This window comes from Streptomyces sp. NBC_01217 (assembly GCF_035994185.1).
Classification (GTDB): domain Bacteria; phylum Actinomycetota; class Actinomycetes; order Streptomycetales; family Streptomycetaceae; genus Streptomyces.
Window position 1 is genome coordinate 6119124 of sequence record NZ_CP108538.1, and the last position, 17257, is coordinate 6136380.

At 71.5% G+C, this 17257-nt stretch carries 15 protein-coding genes; 7 read left to right on the top strand and 8 right to left on the bottom strand.

Annotated features, from left to right (window positions below; translation table 11 throughout):
* Positions 1–74 precede the first annotated feature (74 nt).
* A complete protein-coding gene (locus tag OG507_RS27475; RefSeq protein WP_327369833.1) occupies positions 75–923 on the bottom strand; it encodes a lysozyme in 849 nt (282 codons plus the stop codon).
* A gap of 227 nt (positions 924–1150) precedes the next feature.
* Between OG507_RS27475 and OG507_RS27480 the strand changes: the two genes are divergently transcribed.
* Complete coding sequence (locus tag OG507_RS27480; RefSeq protein WP_442811027.1) at positions 1151–1648, top strand: MarR family winged helix-turn-helix transcriptional regulator; 498 nt, start codon at positions 1151–1153, stop codon at positions 1646–1648.
* A gap of 35 nt (positions 1649–1683) precedes the next feature.
* On the opposite strand, the gene OG507_RS27485 is transcribed toward OG507_RS27480, so the two are convergent.
* Complete coding sequence (locus OG507_RS27485; RefSeq protein ID WP_327369834.1) at positions 1684–2469, bottom strand: protein phosphatase 2C domain-containing protein; 786 nt, start codon at positions 2467–2469, stop codon at positions 1684–1686.
* A gap of 365 nt (positions 2470–2834) precedes the next feature.
* Here OG507_RS27485 and OG507_RS27490 point away from each other — a divergent pair, with 365 nt between their 5' ends.
* From OG507_RS27490 to OG507_RS27510, 5 genes are read left to right on the top strand one after another with little or no spacing between them, the layout of a single operon-like run.
* The gene (locus tag OG507_RS27490) at positions 2835–5792 is read left to right on the top strand and encodes a sensor histidine kinase (RefSeq protein ID WP_327372118.1); all 2958 of its coding nucleotides are present in this window, start codon (positions 2835–2837) and stop codon (positions 5790–5792) included.
* A complete protein-coding gene (locus OG507_RS27495) occupies positions 5789–6268 on the top strand; it encodes a roadblock/LC7 domain-containing protein (protein WP_327369835.1) in 480 nt (159 codons plus the stop codon). The genes OG507_RS27490 and OG507_RS27495 overlap by 4 nt, the downstream gene beginning before the upstream one ends.
* Positions 6265–6678 carry a DUF742 domain-containing protein gene (locus tag OG507_RS27500; protein ID WP_327369836.1) on the top strand — a complete coding sequence of 138 codons (414 nt, stop codon included), beginning with the start codon at positions 6265–6267 and terminating at the stop codon, positions 6676–6678. Before OG507_RS27495 ends, OG507_RS27500 begins: the two co-directional genes overlap by 4 nt.
* Positions 6659–7309: a GTP-binding protein gene (locus tag OG507_RS27505; RefSeq protein WP_327369837.1), complete on the top strand. Its 651-nt coding sequence runs from the start codon at positions 6659–6661 to the stop codon at positions 7307–7309. Before OG507_RS27500 ends, OG507_RS27505 begins: the two co-directional genes overlap by 20 nt.
* 22 nt (positions 7310–7331) lie before the next feature.
* Positions 7332–8579 carry a styrene monooxygenase/indole monooxygenase family protein gene (locus OG507_RS27510; protein ID WP_327369839.1) on the top strand — a complete coding sequence of 416 codons (1248 nt, stop codon included), beginning with the start codon at positions 7332–7334 and terminating at the stop codon, positions 8577–8579.
* Between the two features lie 76 nt (positions 8580–8655).
* Here OG507_RS27510 and OG507_RS27515 read toward each other — a convergent pair whose 3' ends face one another.
* From OG507_RS27515 to OG507_RS27535, 5 genes are all read right to left on the bottom strand, one after another.
* The gene (locus OG507_RS27515; RefSeq protein WP_327369840.1) at positions 8656–9810 is read right to left on the bottom strand and encodes a C40 family peptidase; all 1155 of its coding nucleotides are present in this window, start codon (positions 9808–9810) and stop codon (positions 8656–8658) included.
* A 166-nt stretch (positions 9811–9976) separates the two neighbouring features.
* Positions 9977–12652, bottom strand: coding sequence for an outer membrane protein assembly factor BamB family protein (locus tag OG507_RS27520; protein ID WP_327369841.1), 2676 nt, complete (start codon positions 12650–12652; stop codon positions 9977–9979).
* A gap of 81 nt (positions 12653–12733) precedes the next feature.
* Positions 12734–13000, bottom strand: a complete 267-nt coding sequence (locus tag OG507_RS27525) for a hypothetical protein (protein WP_327369842.1) — start codon at positions 12998–13000, stop codon at positions 12734–12736.
* Between the two features lie 17 nt (positions 13001–13017).
* Positions 13018–13779: a TetR/AcrR family transcriptional regulator gene (locus OG507_RS27530; protein WP_327369843.1), complete on the bottom strand. Its 762-nt coding sequence runs from the start codon at positions 13777–13779 to the stop codon at positions 13018–13020.
* A 39-nt stretch (positions 13780–13818) separates the two neighbouring features.
* The gene (locus OG507_RS27535) at positions 13819–14754 is read right to left on the bottom strand and encodes an AurF N-oxygenase family protein (protein ID WP_327369844.1); all 936 of its coding nucleotides are present in this window, start codon (positions 14752–14754) and stop codon (positions 13819–13821) included.
* A 201-nt stretch (positions 14755–14955) separates the two neighbouring features.
* Between OG507_RS27535 and OG507_RS27540 the strand changes: the two genes are divergently transcribed.
* Positions 14956–16086, top strand: a complete 1131-nt coding sequence (locus OG507_RS27540; RefSeq protein ID WP_327369845.1) for a ferritin-like domain-containing protein — start codon at positions 14956–14958, stop codon at positions 16084–16086.
* 115 nt (positions 16087–16201) lie between these two features.
* On the opposite strand, the gene OG507_RS27545 is transcribed toward OG507_RS27540, so the two are convergent.
* The gene (locus tag OG507_RS27545) at positions 16202–17254 is read right to left on the bottom strand and encodes an amidase (RefSeq protein ID WP_327372119.1); all 1053 of its coding nucleotides are present in this window, start codon (positions 17252–17254) and stop codon (positions 16202–16204) included.
* Positions 17255–17257: the final 3 nt, after the last annotated feature.

Below are 17257 nucleotides of genomic sequence, written 5' to 3' on the forward strand. Positions count from 1 at the left end.
TGACCGGGCGGTCACCGGGGGGCTCTGCAGGGCGTGGGGCGGGGCGGTGGGCGAAGTCGGTGCGGCGGGCCGGCTCAGCCGTTCGCGAGAGCCTGTACGCGGTCGAGGGCGCCGTTGAAGTGGTTGTGGTCGCCGACGTAGGGGCCGGACGAGGTGTACTGCCAGATCGTGTAGTAGCTCCAGCCGGCCGGGAGCGTGCCCACCGTGGTGTTGTAGCGGGCCACCCACAGCGGGTTGGTGGAGGCGAAGCCCGCGTTGTTCCCGGTGCAGGTCTGCCACCAGCTGGTCGCGGTGTAGATGACCGCGTCGCGTCCGGTGCGCGCCTTGTAGGTGTTCACGAAGTCGCGGATCCAGGAGACCATGCCGGCCGCGGTCTTGCCGTAGCACTGGTCGCCGTACGGGTTCCACTCGATGTCGAGGACGCCGGGCAGGGTCTTGCCGTCGCGCGACCAGCCGCCCCCGTGGTCCACGAAGTAGTTGGCCTGGGTGGCACCGCTCGTGGTGTCCGGGGTGGCGAAGTGGTACGCGCCCCGGATCATCCCGATGTTGTACGAGCCGTTGTACTGCTGCGCGAAGTACGGGTTCGTGTAGTACGTGCCCTCGGTGGCCTTGGCGTAGGCCCACTTCACACCGCTGTTCCAGAGCGTCGCCCAGTCGACGTTGCCCTGGTGGCTGCTGACGTCCACGCCTTCGGTCTGGACGGCGCGGGTGTCGCGCGGCAGTCCGCCCTGGCCGTCGTGGGCGATGACACCCATGCCCATCGTGGCCGTGCCGCGGGTGGGGGTCTTGGCGGCGTCATGGGTGCCCGTGGCGCTTGCCGCGCCGGGCAGGGTGAGGAGGAGGGAGAGGGCCGCGAGCAGGGTTCCTGCGGCGGCGAAGCGCGAGTGGTGGGGGGTTCCGGGTCCGGATCTGAGCACGGGCATGTGGGTGCCTCCGAGGCCTTGGTGGGGGGACGCGCTGATCCCAGGGGGACGCCGGGCGCACCCCTGTCGACATGTCATGGTGTGGACATGTCATACATGACGCTACGCACGTAGACCCGGGCTGCGGAAGGGGGCCCGGGCGCTGCCGTTGGTCTACGCCTGCGAAATACTGGCCGAGCTGCGGTGATGACCTGCGGCGAAAGAAAGTTTCAGCGGTAGGAAAGCTCATGAGGGGTGTTGACGTGCACGGGAGCGAAAGCGGTAGTGAACCCGGCGCGACCGGGGAAAGTGGTGTGGACCACGCATTCCTTGCCCTGGAGCGGGAGTTGGCCGTCTTCCTGCGCAGGGCGCGGGCCAACTCCGGGGAAATGGCCCGCGAGGTCCACCCCGAACTGGAGGCCGCCGCCTATGGACTCCTCGTACGGCTGGAGTCGGCCGGGCAGCAGCGGGCCACCGATCTCGCAGCCTACTTCGGGGTCGGCAAGGCGACCATGAGCCGTCAACTGCGCGCCCTGGAGAACCTCGGACTGGTGTCGCGCGAGCCGGATCCGGCCGACGGCCGGGCCTCTCTCGTCCGCCTCACCGCCGAGGGGCTGGCCCGCTACAGCAGCGTCCGCGACGCCCGCCGCGCCCGCTATGTGCGCAAACTCGCCGACTGGGACCGGACGGAGGTGGCCGAACTGGCCCGTTTGCTGCACCACTTGAACGCCCGCGCCGAGGACTGACGGCCCAGGGCCTGTCCGCCGTGCCCGGTGCGCCGTCACAGCACCACGTAGACGGCCGTCGCGTCGTCGTGGGTCTTGCCGCGGCGCAGATACGTACGCCGTGTGTCCGCGTCCTCCAGGGCCCGGACGCGGTCGATCAGCCCCTGCGTCCCCTCCTTGCGGAGCACCCCGAGGCAGTCCGCCCAGTCGCCCTCGCGGAACATCTCGGTCCAGCGGGCCGCCCCGTCGGTCATCGCGGCCAGCGCCCGCACCCGGCCGAGCGGGGTGCGCCCGGTGACCGCACGGGCCGACACGGAGGGATCGGCGGCGGCGGTGAAGAAGCCGCCCTCCTTGTTCCGTACCTGTGCGTCGGCGATCGCCTCGCTCGCCAGCGAGCCGGGCGGCAGGCGGTCCAGCCGGTCGTCGAGCAGGGGGTGCACGGTTCCGTCCGGGGCCTCGAACAGCAGTGCGGAGTCGGAGAGCACCAGGTGCTCGATCTCCCGTTCGTCCCAGCGCGCCATGACCACCGTCGCCTGCGGTGTCCTCACGTGAGAAAGGTCACAGGAACTGCGGTGTGTGTCGGCGGTGCGTCGAATGGACTCCGCCAGGATCTCCTGGAGGGTCAGATCCCGTTGCGAACCAGACAGTTCGACCAGCGAGCCGCCCAGCCGTGCGGTGAACCAGGGGACCGAGTGCACACAACCGTCGTCACCCTGTGGCGGTGTCACCCCGTCGAGCAGGACCAGCGTCCCACCCTGGCCGGAGGCGGGCAGTGCGGTGGCGGCCCAGTCCTCGTTCGGGCGTCCGGTGCTGCCGGCGGCGGTGGCGAGTTCCATGTGCATGGGGCCAGTCTGCACGACGCCTTCACGAGCCCTGCACTGGCCGGTACTGGCCTGTACCAGCAGGTCAGACGGGCAGTCGGAGCGGAAGGAATGGCTCCGTGCGGCGTGCGGGCGGGCATCCTGCCAAAGCCTGGGCGGAAGTTCCAGCCGACGGCCCGGGTGTGCCGTGTACGCCTCGGGGGGAGACTTGTTCGTCAACTCCGGAGTGATGTTCACTCGTTCAGGTGGTGGAGTGGTTGATGCGCGTCCCCCTCTCAAAAGCGCTGGAATGGTCAGAAGCCGTACCAGGGGTCGGGGCGCTCGCTCATATGTGACCGTGCGTCACCTCTGCTTCAAGGGCGGACGAGTCAAGAATGCGAGCACCGGTGCAGAAGAAGCGGCCTCGGAGCAAGGGCAGAAAGCACAGCGGTTCCGGGGTGACGCCCCCGGTACCCGCCGAGAGCGAGAGCACCCGGCGGACCGTGCGTGTACGCAGCCGGCTGGTCGCCGGTGTCGCGGTCGTCGGTATCACCGTCATCGCCGCAGGCGCCCCCGCGGCCCTCAGCGCTTCCGCCGATCTGAACGAGTCCCAGCGGCTGGTCACCCTCGCGCAGCTGAACCAGCAGGCCTTGGCGCTCGCCCACGCCCTCGCCGACGAGCGCGACGAGGTCACCTCCTACATCGCGGCCGGCCGCGACGAGGACTCCGGCCCGACGGCGGAGGGCAAGGGCGCCCCCGGCAGCCCCAGCGCCCGCGTGGACCAGCAGGTGGACGAGATCAGGGACGCGGCGCCGGCCGCACTGCGCCGCGACCTTGCCGCCATCCCCTCCCTGCGCCGCGACGCGCTCAGCGGCAAGGGCTCGGCGCTGGAGGCCCATCAGGCGTACTCCGAGGTCATCTCCAAGCTCCACGACCTCGCCGAGGAACTCGCCGAGAAGACCCCGCCGCGTGCCGCCGAGTCCACCCGCGCCCCGCTCGCCCTCGGCCGGGCCACCGAGCAGGCCTCCGCCACCCGCGGGCTGCTGCTCGCCGCGCTCTCCGTACCCCGTGCGGTCACCGTCCCGCAGATCGACCCGGTCACCGGGCTGCAGATCCAGGTCCAGGAACAGGGCAGCAGCAAGGACGACCGCACCCGTGACGAGCTGAGCGCCGCCGCCCAGCAGGCCCGGGTCGGCGAGCTCTCCTCGCTCGCCGACTTCGACCAGGCCGCAGGGGCCACCGCCCGCGACAAGCTGTCGTCCACCGTCACCGGCCCCGAGGTCAACAGCGCGGAGAAGTACCTCAACTCCCTCACCGACCGCCCCGAGCTGTCCGACTCCGACCAGAAATCCAGCAGCAAGAAGGTAAAGGCGGCGCTCTCCGCCCGGATCGACCGGATGCGGGGCGTCGAGTCCGCCCTCGGCACGGCACAGGTCCAGCGCCTGGAGCAACTGCGCGACGAGGACGTCACCGCGCTCGAACTGCGGATCGCGTTGCTCGGCGGCTGTCTGCTGGTCGCCGTCGGCGTCTCCACCGCCGTCGCCCGCACCCTCACCCAGCCGCTCGCCGTCCTGCGGATCGGCGCCGCCCGCCTCGCCGCGGAACCCGCCACCGCCGAACCGGTCCGCTACACGGGCCGCAACGACGAGTTCGCCCAGGTCGTACGGTCCATCAACGCCCTGCACGGCAAACTGCACGGACTGCTCCACGAGTTCAACGGCCGCTTCGAGAGCCTGCAGACCGAACGCGGCGAACTGATCGCCGGCCGCGAGACCCTCGCGGCCCAGCGCGCCGAACTCCAGACCGCGGCCGCCGACCTCACCGGCCAGCTGGAGCGGCTGAGGAACACGGTCAACCACACCTTCGTCAATCTCTCGCTGCGCACCCTCGGCCTCGTGGAGCGCCAGCTCGGTGTCATCGAGAACCTGGAGGAGCGGGAGCACGACCCGGAGCGGCTCGCCACCCTCTTCAAGCTCGACCACATGGCCACGGTCATGCGCCGCCACAGCGAGAACATGCTGGTCCTCGCGGGCGCCGAGCACGGCCACGGGCACGCGGGCCCGATCCCGCTGGTCGATGTGCTGCGCGCGGCCGTCTCCGAGATCGAGCGGTACGAGCGGGTCACCATCCAGTCATTGCCGCCGCACGCCCAGATCGCCGGTTTCGCCGCGGACGACCTCAGCCACCTGGTCGCCGAACTCCTGGAGAACGCCACCTCCTTCTCCCCGCCGGACTCCCATGTCCAGCTCTCCGGCTGGCTGCTGGAGACCGGCGAGGTGATGCTCTCCGTCCAGGACGAGGGCATCGGGATGTCGGCGGTACGGATGGGCGAGCTCAACACCCGGCTCGGTGACCCGGCTTCGTTCGAGGCGGGGGAGCAGAGCGCGGACGGGGCCGGGCTCGGCCTCCAGGTCACCTCCCTGCTGGCCGCGCGCCACGGCGTACGGGTCCAGCTGCGCGACCACAAGGGCAGCGGGGTCACGGCGGTCGTCGTCCTGCCCCAGGCCCTGCTGCCGAAGGCGCCACCGGCCGCCACACCGCCGCCGGTGAAGGTCCCCGGGGACGCCCCCGCGCTGAACCTGCCGGGTTCGGTCGCCGAGGCCAACTCCAACGCGCTGCCGGGACGTACGCTCGCACCGGCCGCCGATCCGGTGCCGGGCGACCCGCTGTCCGGTGACGCTCTGCCGGGCGACCCGCTGTCCGGTGATCCGCTGATCGCCGCGGCCGAGCGGACGATCCGCGAGTCGGGGATCGCCGTCGAGCCGCTGCCCGAGCCCGAGCCGCTGCCCGAGCCCGAGCCGCTGCCCGAGTTCGCCGCGGACAACGTGCCCGCACCCGCCCCGCTCGCCGCCGAGACCGAGGCGGAGATCACGATGCAGGTCCGGCTCCCGGTCGTCGAGGAGTTCGCGGCGCCCGACCCGTACGCCATCGGCCCCGACCGCCACGAGCGCACCCCGGACGAGTCCCCGGAGCCGCACACGGTCGAGACCCCGGCCCCCGCGCCCGCCCCCGAGGCCACCGTGCCCGGCCCCCGCCGCCCCGAGCAGCAGGAGACCATCACGGACAAGGGGCTGCCCAAGCGCACCCCCAAGGTCGTCCAGCCCGCCACGGCACCCACCGCCGAGCGCAAGGGCGGCCTCGACAAGGAGGCACTGCGCCGCCGGCTCGGCGGCTTCCACCAGGGCGCGAAGGAGGGCCGCCGGGACGTCGAGGCGGAGATCGCCGAGATCACGGCCACCGAGCCGTTCCCCGAGGCCCCGGTACACGCCGGACACCCCGCACCTACCGAGCACAGTGAGCCGGCCGCCCCCAGCGACGGCCGAACCGATGAGACGGGGGATACAGTCGAGGAGGCACGCAGTTGACTGCGCCCAGCACATTCGGGCTGAGTACCGAGGCCCGGAACCTTCACTGGTTGCTGAGCAATCTGGTGGAGGAGGTGCCAGGGGTCCACTCGGTCACCGTCGTCTCGTCCGACGGGCTGATGCTGCTCTCCTCAGACCCCGGCCATCTGACCGCTCGGAAGACCGGCCGGCAGGACGGCCCCAAGGGCTCCAGCGCCGACCTGGCCACCATCGTCTCCGGTATCGGCAGCCTCACCGAGGGCGCCGCCAAGCTGATGGACGGCGGCTCCGTCAAGCAGACGATGGTCGCCATGGACGAGGGCAGCGTCTTCGTCATGTCGATCAGCGACGGCTCGCTGCTCGGTGTGCACGCCACGCCAGACTGCGACATGAGCGTCGTCGCCTACCACATGGCGCTCTTCGTCGGCCGGGCGGGACACGTACTCACCCCCGAACTCCGCAGTGAACTGCGCAAATCGATGGAGAGCGCCCAGTGACGCCCGCCGCTGAATCCGCCCGCAGGCTCCCCGTCCGCGGGGCCGACCGGAGGCCCGCACGGGTCCGCCCGTACTCCCTCACGGGCGGCCGCACCCGCTTCGGACACGTCCTGCTCGTCGAGACGTTCGTCGCCGCGCTCGAAGCACCCGAGGAGCGCCGTGAGCTGACCAACGGCAACCTGGCCACCCGTGTCATGCCGGAGCTCCAGGCCATCGTCGAGATCTGCCGCCGGATGCGTACGGTCGCGGAGATCTCCGCGCTGCTGAAGATGCCGCTCGGCGTGGTCCGGGTGCTGCTCAGCGACTTGGCCGACCAGGGAAAGATCCGCGTGTACGGGACCGGTCACGGCACCGGCCAGCCCGACCGCGCACTGCTCGAAAGGGTGCTCGATGGACTCCGCCGTCTCTGAGCCGTCGCTCTTCGCCCCCCGCGCGCCGGGGGAGACGGACCAGGCCGAGGAATCGCTCCAGGCCTGGCAGCTGGACCGCACCAGGGCCCCCATAGCCACGAAGATCGTGGTCGCGGGCGGCTTCGGCGTGGGCAAGACGACCTTCGTGGGCTCGGTCTCCGAGATCACCCCGCTGCAGACCGAAGCGATGATGACCCAGGCCAGCGAGGAGACCGACGACCTCTCCTCGACGCCCGACAAGGTCACCACGACCGTCGCGATGGACTTCGGCCGGCTCACGCTCGACGACGACCTCGTGCTGTACGTGTTCGGCACACCGGGCCAGCAGCGCTTCTGGTTCATGTGGGACGACCTGGTGCGCGGCGCGATCGGCGCGGTCGTGCTGGCCGACACCCGGCGCCTCGCCGACTGCTTCCCCGCGCTCGACTACTTCGAGAGCTGCGGCCTGCCCTACATCGTCGCCGTCAACCACTTCGAGGGAACACCGGGGTTCGAGGCGCAGGACGTCCGGGAGGCCCTGACCATACCTCCGCACGTGCCTGTTGTGATCATGGACGCGCGTAACAGGATCACTGTTGTCGAGTCGCTGCTGGCCCTCGTCGGCCACGCTCTTGACGCCACTCCCGCCTAGCAACACGTAACGGAGAACCGCGATGCGGAAGATACTCATAGTCGGAGCCGGCCAGTCCGGTCTCCAGCTCGCCCTGGGACTGCAGTCCAGAGGGTACGAAGTCACCCTGATGTCCAACCGCACCGCCGACGAGATCCGCTCCGGCCGGGTCATGTCGACGCAGTGCATGTTCGACACGGCGCTCCAGTACGAGCGTGACTACCAGCTCAACTTCTGGGAGTCCCAGGCTCCGCGCATCGAGGGCCTCGGCGTCTCGGTCGCCGCCCCCGACTCCTCGCGCGCCGTCGACTGGGTCGGCAGGCTGGACGGCTTCGCCCAGTCCGTCGACCAGCGCGTGAAGATGGCCGGCTGGATGGAGACCTTCGCCCAGCGCGGCGGACAGCTCGTCATCCACGGCGCCGCCGTCTCCGACCTCGACTACTTCTCCCGTACGTACGACCTGGTGATGGTGTCGGCGGGCAAGGGCGAGCTGGTCTCCATGTTCGGCCGGGACGCGTCGCGTTCGCCGTTCGACGCCCCGCAGCGCGCCCTGGCCGTCGCGTACGTCCACGGCATGGGCCCCCGCCCGGAGCACCCCGACTTCGACGCGGTCCGCTGCAACCTGGTCCCCGGCGTCGGCGAGCTCTTCGTGATGCCGACCCTGACCACGTCCGGCCGCGCCGACATCCTGTTCTGGGAGGGCATCCCGGGCGGCCCGCTCGACGTCTTCCAGGGCATCAAGGATCCCTCCGAGCACCTCGCCAAGACGCTGGAGCTCATGGAGCGGTTCACCCCGTGGGAGTACGCCCGCGCCACCAAGGTCGAACTGACCGACGCCAACGGCACCCTGGCGGGCCGCTACGCCCCGACCGTCCGCAAGCCGATCGGCCGGCTGCCCGGCGGCGGTCTGGTGCTCGGCGTGGCCGATGTCGTGGTCGCCAACGACCCGATCACCGGCCAGGGCTCCAACTCGGCCTCCAAGTGCGCCAACGCGTACCTGGATTCGATCATCGAGCACGGCGACCGGGAGTTCGACGCGGACTGGATGCAGGCCACGTTCGACCGTTACTGGGACACCGCGCAGCACGTCGTGAAGTGGACCAACGCGATGCTCGGCGTACCGCCGGAGCACGTGCTGAACCTGATCGGCGCCGCGGGCCAGCTCCAGCCGGTCGCCGACCGCTTCGCCAACGGCTTCGACGACCCGGCGGACTTCGAGAACTTCTTCTTCGACCCCGAGAAGACGAACGCGTACCTCGCGGAGGTGTCCGCATCCGCGTCGGCCGCCTGAGCGACCGCAGCAGCCGGGCCGGGCCCCGTCGGCGATCCGACGGGATCCGACCCGGCTGTTCACCTGCTCGGCCCGCCTACTGCGCGGGCGCCGACGACGCGCCGTACCCCGTGTCCGAGCCCGCGGTCGCGCCCTGCGGGAGTTCGGGCTGCCGGTACGAGGACAGGGCCGCGCTCTGCGGATCCGGCCGTACGGCGCCCAGCAGCGGGTTCGACGCCACCGGCGAGACCTTCACCCGTGAGCCCGGCCGGGGCGCCTGCACCACCAGGCCGTTGCCGATGTACAGCGCCACATGGGTGGCCTTCGGGAAGTAGATCACCAGGTCACCCGGGCGCAGCGAGTTCAGCGGCACCCTCGGGAGCTGCCGCCACTGCTCCTGCGAGGTCCGCGGAATGGCGCGGCCCGCCTTCGCCCAGGCCTGGGAGGTGAGTCCCGAGCAGTCGAACGAGCCCGGTCCCTCCGCGCCCCACACATACGGCTTGCCGATCTGCCCGATCGCGAACCTCACCGCCGAGCCGCCCGCCTCGGACGGCGGCCTGGTCGAGGACAGGGCCCCCGAGGCGACCAGGGCGCCCTGAGCCTTCTGCATGTCCTGCTGCTCCAGCCGGGACAGCTCGGTGAGCTGGGCGGCGGAGAGCTTGGCCAGCTTCGACTCCACGGCCTTGAGCCGTGAGCGCACCGTGTCCCGCTGCTTCTTCTGCTTCGCGGCCAGGACCTGCTGCCGGTCCAGCACCTTGCGGGACTCGGCCGCCAGCCGGTCGGCGTGCTTCTCGGCGTCGGTGAGCCGCTTCACGGTCGCCGCCCGCCCGGCCGCCGCACGCCGGATCACATGTTCCTGGTCCAGCAGGTGCTCGGGATCGCGGGACAGCAGGAGCTGCATGTACTGGGAGAGGTCGGATCGCCCCTGGTACTGCTCCCGGGCCAGTTGCCCGGCCTCGTCGCGGCTGTCGGACAGCGCGTTCCGGGCGACGGCGAGCGAGGCGTCGAGCTTCTTCGCCTGCGCCTTGCGCTTCTTCAGCTCCGCCGCGGTGCCGTTGTACGTCTCGGTGGCCTCCTCGGCCTGCTGGTACAGCTTCTGCATCTCGGTCAGCAGCTGGGCGACGCTTTTCCGCGCGGCCGCGGTGGGACCGGCCGCGGGACTCGGATCCACGGGCGTGGCGGCTGCCGGCGAGGCTACGACGAGTGTGGTCAGGGTCGCGGTGCAGACCGCACGCAGGACTGCGCCTGGCACGACATCACCTCCGGTGACGGGGCGAGCCATGGGACCGCCCCATGAGTGAGCGCAACGTATTCATACGGTCACTCTGTGTCGGGGGATGCAAGAACCGCGCGGTGTGGCGGGCGAGGGGTTCGCCCGGAAGGCGGTGAGCGGGTGCGCTGCGGCCCGGGACCCTCGCTCAGGCGACCGGGAACGCGTAGAAGATCCGCTCGCGCTGGACGACGGCGGTCCTTCCGTACGCCAGCACCCGGTACGGAGCGGTGACCGTGGGGCCCTTGGGGTCCTGGGACCCGATGTCCTGGAACTTCCACAGCCGTCGCCCGTCCGCCGCCGCGAACGCGGTGACCTGCGAGGCGTCGGCGGCCAGGAGTGTCCTGCCGGTCGTGCTGAGCGTCACCGCGGGGGCGGCGGTGCCGGGTGCAGCCTCGGTCGAGCGGCGCCAGCGCAGCCGTCCCGTCTCCCGCTCGACCGCGCCCACCTCCTGGTCGCGGTTGGTGGTGTGCAGAAGCGTTCCGGTGGCGACGGAGGTTCCGTACGGGGTCCCTGTGGTGCCGTTCAGCGTCCACTTCGGCTTGCCCGCGGGGAGCTCGAACGCCTGGAGATCGTCGCCCACCGCCGCGTACAGCAGACCCCGGTCGTCGGCGATGGCCGCCGCGTCAGGGGTGACCGCGCCGAACTGCCGGGTCCACAACTGCTTGCCGGTCTTCTGGTCGAAGCCCCGGAACACGGCCTTCCCCTTGGCGGCCTTCACATCGCCGGGGGTGAGCGTGCCCGGACTCTGGCGTACGACGAAGTCGGCCTGCCCGATCGCGATCAGCCGGTACACGGGGGCGGCGGGTCCGCGCCCGGTGGGTACGGGGGTCCGCCACAGCTCCTTGCGCTGGAGAACGTCGTACGCGAACAGGTAGGACCTGACGACCTGGGTGTCCTTGCCGCGCTTCTTGCCCTTCTTCGGGGGCGGGGCCTTGACGGTGACCTTGTGGGAGCCGGTGAACCAGACCACAGGGCCGAACGTGCCGACGATCTCGGACACCGCGAGATCCGGCGCCCCGGCGAACTGGTCGGCGTAGCCCGCCCGGTGCACGACCTTGCCGTCCTTGGGCGACAGCCACAGGAACTCGGACGGACCCGCGACGAAGCAGAGGTCCTTCCCGGCCGGAAGCGCGGCGCGCCCCTTGGCGGCGTCCGCGCTCTGCCAGACCCGGCGCCCGGCGCGCAGATCGATGCCGGACGCCCCGTTCTCGCCGGTCAGCACCAGCAGCCGGTCGTTCCAGAGGGTGGCGGTGAGCGGCGGCGGTTCGGCGGCCGGGTGCGTGTACACCCAACGCGGCTGCGGCGGCAGCCCCGCGACGACCGGACCGCTGGGGCTCGGCGCGGGCTTGGGATCGTCCGTCCCCCCGTCGCCGGACCCGAGCGCGAGCCCCCCGCCCCCACCGGCCACCAGACCGGCGACCCCGGCAGCGACCCCGATGAGAAGCCCCCGCCGGCCGAGGGCGGGGACGGTGGGGGCGGCGGACGCGGGAGCGGGTGCTGCGGGGACCGGCAGCGGGCGGGGAGGCATGGGCACGGCGGGCGGGAGCACGGCAGGGGGCGTGTTGAGCTGGCGCGGGACGGACAGCTGGGTCGTCGGCCGGTCGGTCGCCGGGACGTGGCGCCCGACGTCCCCGAGCTGAGCGGTACGGGTGTCCTGATCGGGGGCGGGAGCGGGGGCGGGAATGAGCTCACGCCCGGCCGTACCGGGCGCAGCGTCGGCCGGCAAGGCGTCCATGGGCTCACCGAGGGGCCCGTCAGTGCCTTCGTCGGCCGGTGCGCTTGCTGCCGCGTCGGCCGGTCCGCTTGCCGGTTTGTCAGCTGACCCACTTGACGCCGCGTCGGCCGGTCCGTCGGTCGACTCGTTCACCAGTGCGTCCGCCGGACCGCTGCCCGCCGCCGCTTCCAGCGGACGTCCCTCGGCGACCAACTCCCGTACGAGCAACCCCTGTTCCGCCACCACCGCCGTCAGGTGTTCCGGGAGCCAGCCGCCCTTCGCCAGGCCCGCCGCTCCCTCAAGGGCCAGCTCCGCGGCCACCGTCCCCGCGGTCGGCCGGTCGACCGGGTCCTTCGCCAGGCAGCGGGCGATCAGATCGCGCAACTCCCCGGGGACCGCGCCGAGTTCGGGGTCGGTGTGGGCGATCCGGTCGGCTGCCTCGGCGGCCGGGCCGTCGGCGAGGGGGGTCGTGCCGGTCGCCGCGTACGCCAGCAGCAGGCCCAGTACGAAGAGGTCGGAGGCCGGACCGGGTTCCTCGCCCTCGACCTGCTCCGGGGTGAGATAGCCGAGCCGTACGGACAACTGCCCGCCGGGCCGGGCCTCGGCGGCGGCCGCGGCGCCCAGCGGGCCGAACGCGGTGAGCCGCGGCCCGTCCTCGGCCATCAGCACCGTCCGCGGGGCCAGGCCCTGGAGCACGGCTCCGGTGGCGTGCACCCGGGAGAGCGTCTCGGCGATGCCCGCGCCCAGTATCCGCACGGCACGCTCGGGAAGCGGACCCGCGACCTCGATCGCCTCGGAGAGCGTCAGCGCGGGTACGTAGGGGCCCGCCGTCCACGGCAGGCCGTCGTCCCCGTCGCCGTCGGACGGGATGTGGAGCTGAGGCTGGACCCAGCCGCCGGCCAGCCGGTCAGCGGTGCGGGCCTCCGACTGGAAGCGGCGCCGGAAGGCGGGCAGCGCGGCGAGTCCGGGGCGGGCGGCGGCGATCACCACCGGCCCGTCGGCCATGTCGTGCGCGAGGTACTGCACGGCGCTCGCGGTCTCGCGGAGCCGCGCCAGCACGGCGTACGGGCCGATGCGGCGTGGATCGTCCTGACGCAGCGCCTCCATGGCGCACCCCCTTGCTGACCGTGCCTGGCACCAGAGCGCCGATCTTAGACCGACACCCCGGCCGCGCCGGGTACCGTGCCCTCAGCGCGGCTTCGACCAGGGCCACTTGGGGCTGTGTCGCTCACGGCCCTCGGGGGCGTACTCGTACACCCAGCCGCGTGGAATCCCCAACCGCCTGGAGTGACCGGCCGGCACCCTGCGGTACGCGTACACCGTGGCGGGCCCGCCGTCGGCGGCCGGTACCGGGACCTCGTACCACTTGGGCGGATGGCCGGTCGGGCCGACGAGGACGGGCAGGACCCGTCCGTCCAGGGGGCCGCCGGTGAAGTGGGTGTTCTCGCTTCTCACGGCCCCAGTCTGACCGATCAGCTCTCGGGCAGCAGATGGGCCGCACCGCCGACGACCGGGATCAGCCGCTCCGCCAGCCGTCCGGCCGGACCCGCTGCGGTCTCCAGCGGCAGCAGCTCCGCCACCGCCGACGCGGTGTCCGGGTCCGTCGCCGCCGTTGCGGCCAGCAGTGCGATCAGCTGGTCGACCAGCCAGTCGCGCAGTTCGGACGCGGCGGGCTGCTTGCCCTCGTCCAGCCAGATCAGGGACGCCGCTTCGACGGCCGCGATCCAGGTGCGCACCATCATCCCCAGCCGGGGCCCGGCCGGGGCCTTCGCATCCGGGCCGCCCCGGCCCAGGTGCAGCAGGATCTGCTCGGCCGCCGCTCGCCGCACCTCGTCGACGATCGCGGTCGTACGGGAGGTCTCGACGACGCTCCCGCCGCGCAGCAGCGCGCTGAATCCGGCGTCGTGCTCGTCCACGAAGGCGAGATAGCGGTCGAGCACCCGCAGCACCCGCTCGGTGGGCGGCCCCACCGGCGGCTCGCTGAAGCACAGGATCAGCTGCTCGGCGGCGGACCTCAGCGCCGCTTCGTACAACTGCTGCCGCCCGCCCGGGAAGTAGCGGTAGACGAGCGGGCGGGAGACCCCGGCGACCGTCGCGACCTCGTCGAGCGAGACCTCGTCGGGGGCCCGGTGTGCGAACAGGGTCAGCGCCGCACCCAGGAGCTGGGCGCGGCGCTCCTCGACGCTCAGCCTTCGGTATGCACGGGGCGGCGGCGCGGCAGCGGCAGTGGTCATGCCATGAAGCCTAAGACCGACCGGCAAATGGGGGGCGGCTCAGGCCAGCAGGCCCGAGCTCTTCCACAGCCTGCGTCCCACGCCGTTCAGCACTCCGATGTCGTCGAGGAAGTCCGTCAGCCGCTTGGCACCGCTCTGCATGACCTCCGCCCGGTGGCCGCTCGCCCGCACCTGGGCGACGGCCTCGCGGCGGTCCAGGCCGACGTTCTCGTACACCAGCGGGTTGATGAAGCAGACGGAGAAGACCCGGGCCGCCTCACCGCAGCTCACCCGGGTGAACTCGCGCTCCCAGCGCGGGGCGGTCACCATCTGGCGGCGCAGCTCCTCGCGGGCGTACCGGACGTGCCGTGCCTCCTCGACGACATGGATGCGGGTCACGCCGCGCACCAGCGGCTGGACGCGCTCGTCGGGGAACGTGAGGCGCTGCATCCAGTCGAGGATCTCCTCGCCGAGCAGGGTCGCGGCGAACGAACCCGGCGTGGTGGAGACGGTCTTCAGCACGCGCGCGAGGTTGTGATAGACGCGCGGCACGGGGTAGTCCGGCGACCCGCTCCACTTGATCATGCGGCCGAACATCATCGAGTGCCGGCACTCGTCGGCTATCTCGGTGAGCGCGTAGCGGACGTGGTTGCTGGTCACTGGCCTGTCGTAGATGTGCCGGACCAGCAGCTGCATGAGGATGATCTCGAACCAGATGCCCAGCGAGGCCAGCGACGCCGCCTCGTGCCGGGACAGGTCCAGCCGCTGTTCCTCGGACATCTTCCGCCACAGCGGGGTGTCGTAGAGCGAGACGAGCTCGGGCGGCCAGAACCACTTGCCGTCCTCGACCGCCGAGTCCCAGTCGAGCTCCTTGTCCGGATCGAAGGAGTGCTTGGCGGAGGATTCGAGCAGCCGCTCGGCGATCTGCTCGCGGTCCCGGAGCGGGCCGAGCGCATCGCGGAGCAACTGCACATCGCGTTCGGTCACTGTCGTCATGGCTGAAGGCACCTCACACATGGGTTACCGGCGGTCACCTCTTATGAGACCCCCCGTCAGCAAGGCCGTCAATCCCTTGCGCACGACTTGTTGACCCGGCGTCTACCAACGTGTGAACCTGCCAACTGACGTCACTGCTGCGGCACTTATGCGGACGCCACGGAACTCAATCGGAGCACGCAAGGCGAGAAGGAGCCGTCCGTGTCGACACACGACCTCTACACCACCGCCCCCGACGCACCCCTGTGGCAGGTCCCCGCCTCCGGCGCCGCCCGCTTCAGCTGGGACTACGACGAAGGCCGCGAACGCCTGCTCGCCCTCTACCAGAAGGGCAAGGACAAGCAGTGGGACGCCAACAAGCGGATCGACTGGTCCCTGGAGGTCGACCCCACCGACCCGCTCGGCACCCCGGACGACGTCCTCACCCTGTACGACACGCCGCACTGGGCGAAGATGACCGAGAAGGACCGGGGCGAGCTGCGCAAGCACTACACCGCCTGGCAGTTCAGCCAGTTCCTCCACGGTGAGCAGGGCGCCATGGTCTGCGCGGCCAGGATCGTGGAGTCCGTCCCCGATCTGGACGCGAAGTTCTACTCCGCCACCCAGACCATGGACGAGGCCCGGCACGCGGAGATATACAGCCGGTTCCTGCACGAGAAGGTCGGGATGCTCTACCCGATCAACGACAACCTCCAGGGCCTGCTCGGCGACACCCTGCGCGACTCCCGCTGGGACATGCCCTACCTCGGCATGCAGGTCCTCATCGAGGGCCTCGCCCTGGCCGCGTTCGGCATGATCCGCGACACGACGACCAAGCCGCTGCCCAAACAGCTCCTCGCGTACGTCATGCAGGACGAGGCCCGGCACGTCGCCTTCGGGCGGATGGCGCTGCGCGACTACTACAAGCAGCTGAGCGACGCCGAACTGCGCGAACGCGAGGAGTTCGTCATCGAGGGCTGCTATCTGATGCGCGACCGGCTCAGGGGCGTCGAGGTGCTGGAGAACTTCGGCATCGGCAGGCGCGAGGCCGAGGAACTCTCCGAGAACTCACCGTTCCTGCAGCTCTTCCGCAAACTGCTGTTCAGCCGCATAGTGCCGTGCGTCAAGGACATCGGTCTGTGGGGCGAACGGCTCCAGAAGGCCTACGTCGACATGGGCGTCTTCGAGCTCGGCGACTCCAACCTGGACCTGCTGATGGCCCAGGACGAGGAGCTGGCCGAGCAGTTGGACCGGGACCGATTCGCGGCGGAGGAACAGGCCAGGGTCGCCGAGGTCGAGGAGGCGATAGCGCAGGGCGGACCGGGCACGCCGGGAGACATTTCAGGGCCTTGATGGATGTACGTCATCGGCCGCTCCCGGAGGGACGCGGGGCATATGACGCGGTCGCGGTCGGTGCCGGTGCCGGGCAGCGCCTTCGCAGGGTGCACGCCCGCCCGGGCGTTGTGTGTCATGGCCGTACAGCGACCAGCGCGTTCTCCACCGCACGGGCCATTTCGAGCAGCGAGACATCCGCCCCGCGCCGGGCGACCAACTGCAGCCCGGCCGGGCAGCCGTCCGTCGTGAAACCGGCCGGCACACTCGCGGCGGGATGCCCGCTGAGATTGAACGCCCAGGTCAGCGCGGTCGAATAGAGCTCGCCCGGACCGTCGTGGCCATGTGGTCGGTTGGGGGTGGTCGGGGTGAGCAGGAGGGGGGTGCGGGCGAACAGCGCGTCGAGCCGTGCGTCGTTCTCGTGCCGGATCTCGGTGGCGGCCGCGGACGGCTCCCCGCTCCGGACCGCCTGCCACGCCTCTCGCGGGTCGAGCAGCTCGCAGGTACGGTCCACCGGCCGCACCACCCCGGCCGCTGTGAGCCGCCCCACCGCACGCCGGACGACCGACTCGACTTCCGGGTCGACCTGCGCGTACCCCAGACCGGGGCTGAAGACGGCCGGGATCGGAAGACCTGCCGGGGCCTGCGGTCCGTACCCGTCCAGGACACAGCTCAGATACGTCTGGGCATGAGCCGCCGAACGGGCCAGCACCCCCGCGGACGCGAGCCCGGAACGGTCGGGGGAGGGCAGCAGGCCGTTCGTCGTCTTCAGGCCGAACACCCCGCACCACGCCGCCGGAATCCGCACCGACCCCGCCCCGTCGCTGCCCGTGGCCAGCTCCACCAGATCCGCCGCGACCGCGACCGCCGCGCCCGCCGAGGACCCGCCCGGCGTGCGGTCGGGACGCCAAGGGTTGACCGTACGGCCGTGGGCGCCCAGCCCCCACGTCTGCCAGGGCGTGCCGGGTCCGGGCACCGAGGTCGCGCCGACCGGGACGCCACCGGCCGCGATCAGCCGCCGGGCCGCGTACGAACGGATGCCGGAAGGTCCCTTGACCGCGAACGGCATTGCGGCCAGCGCGAGCCTGCGGGCCCGTTGCTCGTCGGCGAGTGCCCTTTCGGGCCACACCTCGATGAACGCGCACAGCCGCGGATCCTCGCGTCCGATCCGCTCCAGCGCCCGGCCCACCCC

Excerpts from the sequence above, each read along its gene's own strand:
- OG507_RS27475 (WP_327369833.1), bottom strand. The coding sequence starts at position 923 with ATGCCCGTGCTCAGATCCGGACCCGGAACCCCCCACCACTCGCGCTTC.
- OG507_RS27480 (WP_442811027.1), top strand. The coding sequence starts at position 1,151 with ATGAGGGGTGTTGACGTGCACGGGAGCGAAAGCGGTAGTGAACCCGGC.
- OG507_RS27485 (WP_327369834.1), bottom strand. The coding sequence starts at position 2,469 with ATGCACATGGAACTCGCCACCGCCGCCGGCAGCACCGGACGCCCGAAC.
- OG507_RS27505 (WP_327369837.1), top strand. The coding sequence starts at position 6,659 with ATGGACTCCGCCGTCTCTGAGCCGTCGCTCTTCGCCCCCCGCGCGCCG.
- OG507_RS27510 (WP_327369839.1), top strand. The coding sequence starts at position 7,332 with ATGCGGAAGATACTCATAGTCGGAGCCGGCCAGTCCGGTCTCCAGCTC.
- OG507_RS27520 (WP_327369841.1), bottom strand. The coding sequence starts at position 12,652 with ATGGAGGCGCTGCGTCAGGACGATCCACGCCGCATCGGCCCGTACGCC.
- OG507_RS27530 (WP_327369843.1), bottom strand. The coding sequence starts at position 13,779 with ATGACCACTGCCGCTGCCGCGCCGCCGCCCCGTGCATACCGAAGGCTG.
- OG507_RS27535 (WP_327369844.1), bottom strand. The coding sequence starts at position 14,754 with ATGACGACAGTGACCGAACGCGATGTGCAGTTGCTCCGCGATGCGCTC.